The sequence below is a fragment of the Xenorhabdus budapestensis genome, assembly GCF_017743015.1.
GTDB lineage: Bacteria > Pseudomonadota > Gammaproteobacteria > Enterobacterales > Enterobacteriaceae > Xenorhabdus > Xenorhabdus budapestensis.
This window is the reverse complement of sequence record NZ_CP072455.1, coordinates 1,646,093-1,660,588: the sequence shown is the minus strand read 5'-3', so window position 1 is coordinate 1,660,588 and position 14,496 is coordinate 1,646,093. Positions and strand designations below refer to the sequence as shown.

Annotated in this window: 1 protein-coding gene; it reads right to left on the bottom strand. The window is 49.2% G+C overall.

The window, feature by feature from the left end; genetic code table 11:
• Position 1: 1 nt before the first annotated feature.
• Positions 2-14,152: a non-ribosomal peptide synthetase gene (locus tag HGO23_RS07640; protein WP_244967923.1), complete on the bottom strand. Its 14,151-nt coding sequence runs from the start codon at positions 14,150-14,152 to the stop codon at positions 2-4.
• Between the last annotated feature and the right edge of the window lie 344 nt (positions 14,153-14,496).

Below are 14,496 nucleotides of genomic sequence, written 5' to 3'. Positions count from 1 at the left end.
GTTACACATCCAAAATGGTTTTCTTTTCTGAATGGAAGTGCGAATTTTCATTACTCGCATGACCAAGACGCTGAGTCAGTTGATTTAACTGCTCGATTGAAACTCCTTTAATGCCGTAATCACTCGGAGTCTTCACGCCTCCCGCCTGAGCCTGTTGCTGAGCGGTTTTAATCACCGTCATCAGTGCCTGTTCAAACGCGGTAATAAATGTCTGTGTCTGGTGTTGTGATAAACAGGAATTCACACTGAACTGCAATCTGCCTTCCTGCACTGCACCGTTAATATCCAGTAACAAATGGCTCTTATTGTTGTCGGCTATCATGGTTCCGCAATCGTCGCTGGTGAGTGACCAGTCCTGTTCTCCCGCTTCTCCCCCTAACTGACCGAGGTAGTTGAAACTGATCATCGGCAGATTACCCGTCAAGTACCCGGCCTGATGCAGAGCACCGTAGCCCAGCCCTTTATTCGGTACGGCCCTGAGCATTTCTTTGGTGTGGATAATGGTTTCGGCAATAGCGGCCTGCATTGCCAGCCGGACAGGGTACAGGGTTGTAAACCAGCCGACGGTTTCAGAAACATCCAATGTATTATCGATATGTTCCCGCCCGTGACCTTCCAGCAGAATGCGATTGATCGGCCGTGAGAAACACGCCTGCAAGGCCAGCGCAAGGGCACTCAGCAGTAGGTCATTAATTTCGGTGTGATAACCGGCATTGGCCTCACGCAACAAGGTCTCGGTCAGTGCCTCAGAGATACCTAGCCGATGCTGACGAGTCTCTTCTACAGCCGGATAAGTCCCGCTTTCCGCCATGACCTGTTGCCAGTAAGGCACTTCCTCCTGATGGCACTCGGCATAGTGATGCACAGCGCTGACCCACTGCCGGTAACTGCTGGTTTTTGCCGGCAAGTTATCGCCCTGTAGCGCGTCTTTCTGTAGCAACAAACGCATATCTTCTGCCATGATCCGCCAGGACACAGCATCAATAATCAGATGGTGAAACGCGAAGAATAAGCGGGCACTCCCGTCTGCATATCCGGTCAAATGCGCCGCCTGCCACAGAGGCCCGTTACAATAATCAAAACTGCTCTGCCATTCGGTCAGTTGCTGGCGTAATGCTGTTTCATCCCATTGACTGACATCACAGTGATGTAACATTGACAGCCATAAAGGCATATCGGCCTGATAACATTGACGGTAACCTGCTGCCGTTTCAACAAAGTGGACACGCAACATATCGTGTCGTTCAGCCAGTTGATTCAGCGCTTTTTCAATATCACCATGTTTGATCGTACCGGGCAGGCGGATCATAAAGGCCTGGTTCCAGTGGTGTGGCTGCGGTAACTGGCGATTGAAGAAATCCTGCTGGACAGGCAATAAGCCAAATTCCCCACTTAATTTGCCCTGTTCGGCCACCACACTGACTGTCTGCTGATCCTGTGCCAATACCTGTGCCAGACGAGCTACTGTTGGCGCTTCAAAAATCGATTTAACCTGCACAGTAAAGCCAGCCTGTCGGAGTTTAGAGACCAGTTGAATACTGACAATCGAATCACCGCCGATACGGAAGAAATTATCTTCAATGCCTACCTGTGCCAGCCCTAATATTTCCTGCCAGATAGCACAAAGCCGGGTTTCCAGTGCATTGCGCGGTGCTACGTAGCTGTCCCGGTTGCCCCAGGCCGGTTCCGGTAATGCCCGGCGATCTAACTTACCATTCAGGGTCAATGGCACTGACTCAATACGGGTAAAGCTGGCAGGTATCATATACTCCGGCAGACGACCGGAGAGGTGCTCAATCAGGGCGTCAGCAGAGACATTCCCCGTGCTCACCAGATAGGCCGCCAGAACTTTGTGACCTTCCTGCTCCCAATCAATCATTACCGCCTGTTTTACCTGCGGATGGGTCGCCAGCGCGCTTTCAATTTCTCCCAATTCAATGCGGTAGCCCCGGATCTTGACCTGATAATCATTACGTCCCAGATAGTCCAGCTTGCCATCCGGCCGCCAGCGCACCAGATCCCCGGTTTTATACAGACGGGTGTAACCTTTAGCCTTGTCTTCAGTGGTAGCAAACGGATTTGCCACAAACCGCTCAGCAGTCAGCTCCGGCTGGTTTAAATACCCTCTCGCGACACCAATACCACCGATATACAGTTCTCCCGGTGCACCAATCGGGGACAGATAGCCTTGTTCATCCAGCACATACAAACGGGTATTATCAATCCCCTGACCAATAGCCAGATCGTCGTGCTGCAATAGGTTCTGGCTGGCACACACGGTGATTTCCGTCGGGCCATACTGGTTAAACAGCGTGATATGCGGCGGGATAGACAGGGCATTAAGAGCTTCTCCACCGGTATGGATCACCTGCAAGGTTGAGCCGAATAATTCCGTAGAAAAATGGTTCATTAAGGCGGTAGGAATAAAGGCTTTGGTGATCTTATGTTGATTGATAAACGCCAGCAGTTGCTCACTGTCGCCGGTTACTGCGGCAGGAGCAATATACAGGGTAGCACCGGACATCAGCACCGGGAAAACTTCAAAAACAGAAGCATCAAACACATAATTGGAGAAAAACAGCGCTTTCACCTGTGGCGCCAGTAGATGTGTTCTGGCAATAAACTGAGTCAGATTCAGAACACTGCTATGCTCCACCATCACCCCTTTTGGCTGACCGGTGGTGCCTGAGGTGTAGATGATATAAGCCAGATCGGTCGGCTGGTTGATTAAGGCCGGATTTTCTGCTGGCTGACCGGCGGTCACGGCCTGATCATCTGCCGCTATCAGAGCGGGCTGAACAGGCAGTATCTCGCAGTATGTCTCTAATACCGGCAAATGCCGCTGTTGGGTCACTACACACGGAGCCTGAGTATCGGCCAGAATAAAGCGGACACGCTCAGCGGGATATTGCGGAGAGACAGGTACATAAGCACCACCCGCTTTCAGTACCGCCAGCATACTGACTACCATCTCCAGACTGCGATCCAGATACAGGGCCACGGGGGTATCAATCGGCATTGGCGCATGACGTTGCTGTTGATAATGGTGGCGAATAGCAAAGGCTAACTGGTTTGCCCGTTCATTTAGCTGACGGTAGGTCAGGCTTTCCCCTTCGAATACCAGCGCAATGTTATCCGGTATGGCTACAACCTGTGCCTCAAACTGCTGCTGGAGTGTGTAATCTTGCGGGTACGGGACATCCGTCTGGTTCCAGCTATAGAGCAGGGTATGACGTTCCTGCTCTGACACCGCATCAATCTCCGCCAGCGTTTGCTTCTGATCCATCACAAAAGCAGTCAGAACACGCTGATAGAAATCTGCCATCCGGGATATCGTTGATTCATCAAACAAGCTGATAGCGTAATTGATACCACCAGCGATACCGTCTTTGCCATCGGACATAAACAGACTCAGATCAAACTTGGCAGGGCTGTATACAGTGTCTTCCAGATTCACAGGTCTGAATGGCAGACCTGACGCATCCTGTTGCCCTTCACCAAAATTCTGCAATCCAAACATAATTTGGAAAATCGGGTGACGAGTCGTATCACGTTCAACTTTCAGTGCATCAATCAGCTGTTCAAACGGCATATCCTGATGGGATTTGGCCTGAGCAATAACAGTATGTGTCTGTCTTATCAGATGGGTCACACTGTTGCCCTGCTCAAGTTGCGCCCGCAATACTAATGAGTTTACGAACATACCAATCAGTGGCTGAGTCTGGACATGGTGTCGGTTATCAGTCGGCGTTCCCAGTACGATGTCATTCTGTCCAGACAGTTTCGCCAGCATGAGATAAAAGCCACTGAGTAATACAGTAAATAGCGTCGTTTCCTGCTGTTTTGCCAGCTCCCTTAGTTGATCAGAAAGTTCTCTTTCCAACACAAAATGGAAATCCCGCCCCTGATAATCGATTTGTGCCGGTCTGGATCGGTCGGTTGGTAGTGACAAAGGTTCATAGCACGCCAAAGCCTGCTGCCAGTACGCTAACTGACGTTCATGTATTTCACCCTGCAAGTATTCGCGTTGCCACTTAGCGTAGTCACCATAGGTGATATCAAGCGGCGGCAGTTGGCTATCACGGGGCGCTGACAATGCCTGATAAATTTTCGCCAGTTCATCCATAAAGATATCGACAGACCAACCATCAATAGCAATATGGTGCCATATCATCAGTAGATAATGTTGTTCCGTTACTTGATAGTGACGCAGACGCAGGCTTGGTTCAGATGTCAGATCAAACGGAATAGCAAATTCAGCACGTACCGTTTGTAACAGCGAATTAGCTCCTTCACAACGTTGTGACCTGAGCAGAATATGCCCATCCAGCACTTGCTGATAAGCCAACCCCTTATCATCATTACGGTAGACGGTTTTCATCACCGGATGGCGATCAACAATCTGATTAATCGCTGTTTCCAGCAAAGACAGGTCAGCGCCTTCATCCAGCAACACCAGATAAGGAACATGATAAGCATGAGAACCCTGTTCAAATTGTTCAATAAACAGCAACCGTTCCTGAGCAAATGACAGGGGATAACGGGTCAATTCGACATGTGGGATCACAGTGCAACTCTGCTGCCCCATCATGTGAGCAGCCAACTGAGCAACCGTTTTCAACTCAAATAACTGTATCAGCGGAAGATCCACTGACAAGGTACGGCGAATAGCGGCGGCCAGCTTGATGGCCATAATTGAATTACCACCAATGCGGAAGAAGTTGTCCTCAATACCAACACGTTCCACCCCTAAGACCTTCCGCCAGATAGCACAAAGTTGGGTTTCCAGTTCTGTACGTGGCGCAACATACCCCCTCTTGTTCTCCCATGTTGGTTCCGGTAATGCCCGACGATCCAACTTACCATTCAGCGTCAGAGGCACCGAATCAATGCGGGTAAAACTGGCGGGGATCATATATTCAGGCAAGCGGACTGATATATGTTCAATCAGGCTCTGATCTTCTATGCTTCCGTCAGTAATCAGATAAGCTGCCAGTGCTTTATGTCCCTCATGCTCCCAGTCAATCACTACCGCCTGTTTTACCTGTGGATGGGTCGCCAGCGCACTCTCAATTTCCCCCAATTCAATACGGTAGCCCCGGATTTTGACCTGAAAATCATTGCGCCCAAGATATTCCAGCTTGCCATCCGGCCGCCAGCGCACCAGATCCCCGGTTTTATACAGACGGGTGTAACCTTTAGCCTTGTCTTCAGTGGTAGCAAACGGATTTGCCACAAACCGCTCAGCAGTCAGCTCCGGCTGGTTTAAATACCCTCTCGCGACACCAATACCACCGACATACAGTTCCCCCGGCGCGCCAATCGGAGCCACGTTGCCATTTTCATCCAGCACATACAGACGGGTATTATCAATCCCCTGCCCAATAGCCAGATCACCGTGCAGCAATAAGTTCTGGCTGGCACACACGGTGATTTCCGTCGGGCCATACTGGTTGAACAGCGTGATATGCGGCGGGATCGTCAGGGCATTCAGAGCTTCTCCACCGGTATGGATCACCTGCAAGGTTGAGCCGAATAATTCCGCAGAAAAATGGTTCATTAAGGCGGTAGGAATAAAGGCTTTGGTGATCTTATGTTGATTGATAAACGCCAGCAGTTGCTCACTGTCGCCGGTTACTGCGGCAGGAGCAATATACAGGGTAGCACCGGACATCAGCACCGGAAAAACTTCAAAGACAGAAGCATCAAACACGTAATTGGAGAAAAACAGCGCTCTCACCTGTGGTGCCAGTGAATGTGTTCTGGCAATAAACTGAGTCAGATTCAGAACACTGCTATGTTCCACCATCACCCCTTTTGGCTGACCGGTGGTGCCTGAGGTGTAGATGATATAAGCCAGATCGGTCGGCTGGTTGATTAAGGCCGGATTTTCTGACGGATGCCCCGCAGTCACGGTCTGATCATCCGCCGCTATCAAAGCAGGCTGAACAGGCAGATACTGCCTGTGTGTCTTTAATACCGGTAAATACCGCTGTTGGGTCACCACACACGGAGCCTGAGTATCAGCCAGAATAAAGCGGACACGCTCAGCGGGATATTCTGGAGAGATCGGCACATAAGCACCGCCCGCTTTCAGTACCGCCAGCATACTGATCACCATTTCCAGACTGCGATCCAGATACAGGGCCACGGGGGTATCAGCTGGCATCGGCGCATGGTATTGCTGCTGATAGTGTTCACAAATAGCAGAAGCTAACTGGTTTGCCCGCTCATTAAGCTGGCGGTAAGTCAGGCTCTCCCCTTCAAACACCAGCGCAATATTATCCGGTGTGGCTACAACCTGTGCCTCAAACTGCTGCTGGAGTGTGCAATCTTGCGGGTATGGAGCATCCGACTGGTTCCAGCTATAGAGCAGAGTATGATGTTCCTGCTCTGACAGTACCTCAAGCGTGGCGAGAGATTGCTTCTGATCCACCACAAAAGCGGTCAGGATACGTCGGTAGAGATCTGCCATTCTGGTTATTGTTGTCTGATCAAACAAACTTACCGCATAGTTGATGCAACCAGTCAGGTAAGGCTGGTCATCGGATATAAACAGACTGAGATCAAATTTGGCCGGACTATGCAGGAACTCTTCTAATTTAACGGTACTAAATGGCAGATTGGCACCGGCTGACCAGTCTTCATAGAAATTCTGCAACCCAAACATGATCTGGAAAATGGGATGGCGGGCAGTGTCACGCTCAATCGCCAGTGCATCCAGTAGTTGTTCAAATGGCATGTCCTGATGAGCTTTAGCCTGTGCAACTACGCTGTGCGTCTGCCTAATCAGATTTTCTACACTGCCGGTCTGTTCGAGCTGCATCCGCAGTACCAGCGAGTTCACAAACATGCCGATTAATGGCTGAGTCTGGACATGATGTCGGTTGTCAGTAGGCATCCCCAGTACAATGTCATTTTGACCGGACAGCCTCGCCAACGTGACATAAAAACCACTGAGCAACACAGTATATAAGGTAGTTTCCTGCTGCCTTGCCAATGCCTTCAGTTGTTCCGATAGCCCGTATTCCAACGCAAAAATAAAGTTCTGACCTTCATAATCCACCTGTGCCGGTCGCGGCCTGTCGGTTGGCAGAGCCAGAGGTTCATAATCCGCCAATACCTGCTGCCAATATGCTAACTGCTGTTCCCTCACGTCACCTTGCAGATACTCGCGTTGCCATCTGGCATAATCACCATAGCTGATCTCCAAAGCAGGCAGTTGACTGTTACGGGATCCCAGTAGAGCGTTGTAACACTCCTCCAGCTCATTCATAAAAATGCCGATCGACCAGCCATCAATGGCGATATGGTGCCACATGAAGAATAGGTAATGACTTTCAGCTACTAGGTTTTCTGTCACTAGGTTTTCTGCCACCATGTAGTGACACAGATAGTGACACAGACGCAGGCTCGGCTCTGCCGTCAGATCAAATGGTGTTGCCAGTTCAGTACGTACCGTTTGCCAAAAATCATCAGCACTCCGACAAGACTGTGATCTGAAAGCAAGTCGTTCTTCAAGTACCTGCTGATAAACTTGTCCCTCATCATCATTGCGGTACACAGTTTTCATCACCGGATGGCGGTCAACAACTTGATTAATTGCCATTTCCAGTAACGGCAAACTATCTCCATCATTTAGCTGAACAAGATAAGGAACATGATATACATGGGTTCCTTGTTCGAAACGTTCGATAAACAGCATCCGTTCCTGAACAAAAGACAGAGGATAATCCGCCATTTCAACATGGGGGATCACCGTGCAAGCCTGCTGCCCCATATGGGCTGCTAGTCCGGCAATTGTTTTTAACTCAAAGATCTGAACCAATGGCACATCCACCGCCAGAGCATGACGAATAGCGGCTGCCAGTTTAATCGCCAGCAGGGAATTACCGCCGATACGGAAGAAGTTATCTTCAATTCCCACCCGTTCCAGCCCCAATACCGATTGCCAGATCATGCACAACCGGGTTTCCAGTGCCGTGCGCGGTACCACATATTGTTCACGGTTTACCCAGACCGGAACCGGTAAAGCCCGGCGGTCCAGTTTGCCATTCAGCGTCAGCGGCACGGACTCAATGCGGGTAAAACTGGCCGGTACCATATACTCCGGCAGACGGGCTGACAGATGCCCGATCAGGCTCTCATCCGGCACCCCGCCCTCCGTGACCAGATAAGCCACCAGCACGCGGTCTCCCTCGTGTTCCCGATCGATCACCACCGCCTGTTTCACCTGAGGGTGAGTCGCCAGCGCACTTTCGATTTCCCCCGGTTCAATCCGGTAGCCACGGATTTTCACCTGAAAATCATTGCGTCCCAGATAGTCCAGATTGCCGTCCGGCCGCCAGCGCACCAAATCCCCGGTTTTATACAGCCGGGTATACCCCAATGCGGCGTCCTCCGCTGTCGCAAACGGGTTCGGCACAAAACTCTCTGCCGTCAGGGCCGGCTGGTTCCAGTAACCGCGCGCCAGACAAATACCGCCAATGTGCAGTTCGCCCGGTGCCCCTGTCGGGGAAGGGTTACCGTATTTGTCCAGCACATAGAGCCGCACATTATCAATCGCCCGCCCAATCGGCACATTGCCGTGACACGCCGTATCCGTCTCATAACAGGCGACTTCAATCGCCGCTTCCGTCGGCCCATAAAGGTTGATAAGGGCAGAGCGGCCCGCCTGGACCCGGTTAAATGCCCTGACCTGCGACGCCGTCAGCGCTTCCCCGCTACAGAAAACATAACGCACCCTGTCCGGTAACTGCTGACCCATTGCCTCCAGGGTCTGGCAGAATGCCCCCAGCATAGGCGGGATAAAATGCAACATGGTCACGCCGCTTTGCCGGATCAGTTGCTGCAACACCGCCGGCTGTTTATGTGCCTCCGGCGGAGCAATCACGATACATGCGCCCACCCAGTTCGCCGCCAGCAATTCCCACACCGACACATCAAAGGTATACGGGGTTTTTTGCAGTATTTTATCGGCGGGCCGGAAAGGATAACGCGACAACATCCAGCACAGGCGGTTCATCACACTGCGGTGAGTCAGTGCCACTCCTTTCGGCTGGCCGGTGGTGCCTGACGTGTAAATGATATAGGCCAAATCGGTGGCCCTGTTTACCGGCGGCAGATTATCAGCAGGATAACCGGCAGTCACTGCCGGATCGTCGGCGGCAATCAGAACGGGAGCCACCGCCAGTGTTTGTGTGCAGGCCGTCAGTGCGGGCAAATGGTGTTGCTGAGTCACCACACACCGGGTCTGTGTGTCAGCCAGAATAAAGCGGGTACGCTCCGGCGGGTATTCCGGTGAAAGCGGGACATAGGCCCCCCCGGCTTTTAACACCGCCAGAATAGCGATAATCATCGCCGGACTGCGATCCAGATATAACGCCACCGGCGTCTCTGCCGGCATCGGGGTATTGCGCTGCTGCTGATACTGCGCCCGGATCACGGCAGCTAACTGGTTTGCCCGTTCGTTAAGCTGGCGGTAGGACAGGGTGTCTCCGGCAAATTCCAGCGCCCTATTATCCGGTGTGGCAGCCGCCTGAGCCTCAAATTGTTGTTGCAGGGTATTTGACGGGCAGGGCCTGTCCGTCTGGTTCCAGCCATACAGCAGGGTATGACGTTCCTGCGCAGATAACACATCAATGCGGCTCAAGGATTGCTGCGGATCTGCCACAAACGTGGCGAGTACCTGCTGATAACTTGCCGCCATCCGGGCTATTGTCGTTTCATCAAACAGGCTGACAGCGTAATTGATCGCCCCTGCCAGGCAGGCTGGGTTATCAGCAATAAACAGACTCAGGTCAAACTTAGCCGGACTATACAGAGAATCATCCAACTGCACTGGGCTAAACGGTAAATCTGTGGCTGTTTGTAGTATTTTCCCAGTGTCTTGCAGCCCGAACAGCACCTGAAAAATAGGATGACGGGACGCATCCCGCTCAACCCCAAGGGCGTCAACCAACTGCTCGAACGGTATATCCTGATGGGATTTGGCCTGAGCAATCACATCGTGAACATGTTCAATCAGATGCTCCACACTACCGGTCTGTTCCACCTGTGCCCGCAGAACCAGTGAATTGACAAACATCCCAATCAAGGGTTGAGTCTGGGCATGATGTCGGTTATCAGTCGGTGTCCCCAGCACAATATCGCTTTGCCCGGAGAACTTCGCCAGCATGAGATAAAAACCGCTCAGTAAAACAGTGTATAGGGTGGTTTCCTGCTGTTTTGCTAATGTCTTTAGCTGGCCGGTAAGTTCACTTCCTAACGTAAAGCCGAAATTTCGTCCCTGATAATCTACCTGTGCCGGACGGGGGTAATCGGTCGGCAAAAGCAACGGCTCATACTCCGCCAGTGTCTGCTGCCAGTATGCCCGTTGATGTTTTCCTTCTTCTCCCTGCAAATACGCCTTCTGCCAGTGGGCATAATCACCATAAGTGATTTCCAATGCGGGCAAACGGCTGTCACGCTTTTCGAGCAGAGCATGGTAAACCTCCGCCAGCTCATGCATAAAGATATCCACCGACCAGCCATCAATGGCAATGTGATGCCACATGAACAAAAGATAGTGACTGTGACCGACCTGGTAATGGCGCAGGCGCAAACCCGGCTCTGTTGTCAAATTGAATGGTGTAGCTAATTCAGTACGCAATATTTGCCAAAGTATCTCAACACTCTCAAGAAGCTGTGTTTTGAAAGCCAGCGGCTCTTCAATCAGTTGTTGAGAAGAATGCAGTTGTTGATAAGTATGATCACCGCCACTGCGGTAAACCATTTTCAGAACGGAATGACGCTCAACCACCTGATTAATTGCACTTTCCAGTACAGATAAGCTAACTCCTTCATCCAACAGCATCAGATAAGGAATATGGTAGGCATATGTGCCCTGTTCAAACTGCTCAATAAACAGCATCCTCTCCTGAGCAAAGGACAAGGGATAACGGGCAAGCTCAATATGAGGAATGACAATAGATGTCTGCTGCCCCATCTGGGCTGCTAATCCGGCAACCGTTTTCAACTCAAACACCTGTGCCAGAGAAACATCCATTGCCAAAATCCGGCGAATGGCGGCGGTCAGCTTAACCGCTGTCAGGGAGTTGCCTCCAATACGGAAGAAGTTATCCTCAATGCCAACCCGTTCCAGCCCCAATACCTCTTGCCAAATGGCACAGAGCTGAGTTTCCAGTGTATTGCGGGGTGCAACATAACTGTCTCTATTTACCCAGACAGGTTCTGGTAATGCCCGACGATCCACTTTACCATTCAGGGTCAGCGGAATTGATTCAAGACGGGTAAAACTGGCCGGCACCATATATTCCGGTAAGCGGTCAGATAAGTGTCTGAACAATTCATCATCTGAAAGTTCGCTTTCCGCAACCGTATTTTCCGCAAGCAAATAAGCCACCAGTGCTTTATTACCTTCATGTTCGCGATCAATCACTACCGCCTGCTTGACCTGCGGATGTGCAGCCAGTGCGCTTTCAATTTCCCCCAGTTCAATACGATAACCACGAATTTTCACCTGAAAATCATTGCGCCCCAGATATTCCAGGTTGCCATCCGATAACCAGCGGACTAAATCGCCGGTTTTATACAGGCGGGAGTAACCCCGTGCTTTATCCTCGTCTGTCGCAAACGGATTTGCCACAAACCGCTCGGCGGTCAGTTCAGGCCGATTTAAATACCCGCGCGCCAGTCCGGCTCCGCCGATGTATAACTCGCCGGGAGCACCAATAGGGACAGGTTGCCCGGCATGATTCAACACATAGGCATACATATCATTTAACGGCCGGCCAATATTGGATGCTGTTATCGCATCATCCTGGGTTAATTTCCTGCAGGTAACATGTACGGTTGTTTCAGTGATCCCATACATATTAATCAGGGCCGGAGAGTGATCGCCGTAATGATCCCACCAGGGTTTTAATTGAACCGGGTTCAGTTTATCTCCGCCGAAAATCACGTAGCGAAGATGGGGAAATTCAGCATCCATATTCAGTGATGCCTCAATAAAGGCATAAAATGCCCCCGGCGTCTGATTTAATACGGTAACTTTCTGATCAGAACAGAGGCGGCTGAATCTGCCGAAATCCTTTATGTATTCTGTTGTTGGAATAATCAGACGCCCGCCATAGAGCAATGCGCCCCATAATTCCCAGACACTGAAATCAAAGGTGTAAGCATGGTAAAGCACCCAGGTATCATTTTGGTCAAACTGATAATCTCCCTGAGTGGCCGCAAATAAACGGACAACATTATGATGTGTCTGCAACACGCCTTTCGGTTGCCCGGTCGTGCCCGAGGTATAGATGACGTAAGCCAGATCCATAGCTCCGCTTACGGGAGCCGGATTTTCTGCCGGCGGGTTTTCTGTCACGGCCTGATCATCCGCCGCTATCAATGCCGGCGGCTCAACCTGTGTCCGGGTATATTCTTCCAGCGTTGCCAGATACTGTTTTTGGGTCACCACACAAGGTGATGCTGTATCCTGCAAAATAAACCGGATACGTTCAGGCGGATATTGCGGAGATATCGGGACATAAGCCCCGCCGGCTTTCAGCACCGCCAGTATGCTGATGACCATTTCCAGACTGCGATCAAGATACAAAGCTACCAGCGTATCAACAGGCATGGGTTCATTGCGCTGCTGCTGATACTGTGCCCGGATCACAGCGGCCAGCTGGTTCGCTTGTTCATTTAACTGGCGGTAAGTCAGCGTTTCCCCTTCAAACACCAGCGCCACGCTGTCCGGTCTGGCTGCCGCCTGAGCCTCAAATTGCTGCTGGAGAGTATGGTCTTGCGGATGCGGTATATCGGGCTGGTTCCAGGTATGCAGCAATGTTTGGCGTTCCTGCTCCAATAAAATAGGTAACTCACTGACTAACAATGCAGGATTATTAATCAAGGCAACGAATAAGTTTTGTAATCGCTCAAGTATTCTGTTGATATCCAGTTCACTAAAATATTCCTGTCGATAATCTATCGTTATTTTTAGTTCCTGATCATATCCATAATCTTTCAATCGAAAGACGATAGGATAAATATTAAATACTCCATCTATATGATAATACTGATTTTCAGAAACTTCAGAGGCTGACTCAGAAAAGCGCTCATAAAAAATAGATATATTAGGCAAGGAGAGCCTGTGTTGATTAGCTATTCGGATAAGATGAGATCGGGGGAATCTACAGTGATAGTAACTATTTTTCAGCTCAGATTCTATCAATCTAATCTGTTCAATCACACTTGCTGTATTAGAAATGTGACAATGTACTGGATATATATTTGCGCTCATGCCAACAATATATTTTTCTGATTTTTTCTTTCTTCCATGTGTGATCGTGTTAAAAGTTAACCCTTGTTGCCCGGTAAGTTCAGACATCATCATAACGACCAGGCCTGAAAAAATAGAAAGCAAATTAGTCTGATATCTTTTACAAAAAAAACGCAAATCCTCTTTAATTGAAAGAGGTAATATTAACGTTCCATAACTACTTCCTGTGTTTGAGTAACAAGGCGTTAATTGGCGTATCTCTTTTTCTTTTAGAAAATTAATCCAATAATTTTTATCTTTTTCATAGTGAGTTTTATTTAGATATTCTCTTGCCTTGGCTATTGCAGCCAAATATTGTGGAATGTCTGATAACCATGCTATTGATGTTCCATCCTTAAGACATTTGTATAATTTATGGACATACTCATGAAGCCGGTAAAAACCGACACCATCAATCATAATATGGTGGATTTTAGTGAAAAAGTAATACTTTTCATCAGCCAGACGGATCAAGAAAACCTGGTATGGTGTTTCCTTTAAATAATCTATCGGAATTTCAATTTGTTGCCGCATCCAGAGTTTTGCTTCTTTTTCAGGTTCAGCCTGCATGGCAACATCATGAAATATAATTGATTCGGGTATACTCTGTTCTTCAATGTATTGTATCGCTTCATTATCTGAATTAACCGATATGCGCAAGCGCAACATATCAATATGTTGATGCAGCACATTCCACACTTTTTGCAAAAGGTCTATATCAACCTCTTTTTCTATAAAAGTATACCAACCGAGATTGTGTATTGGACTATTTTCATAAAGTGCCTGTTCGTAAAATACATCCTCCTGAGAAGGATGAAGACTATATAAATTCGAATTCAACGCACTTTCAGGTATTCTCATAATAAATTATACGAATGCATTCCGTTCGCAAGTCACTTGCACTCTATGACACAAACGAGTAGATTGCAGCTCTATACCCAACCTAAATCAATTCATGCTTTGGTATTCATGTAATCCACTATTAGAAACCTAACGCTTTTTCACCTATCCCGGCCTATATTATTATTTAATCTGGTAAGTCTCGTTATTATCTATCGTTGCATCACTACAGAGATTCTCGCAATCTTTCAGCATTCTCCTTTATACAAAAATAGTTGATATTTACCAGTGTTAATGGTTAACGCTCTCCATTACTGATGTGAGTTACTTTATATTTCAGTTAC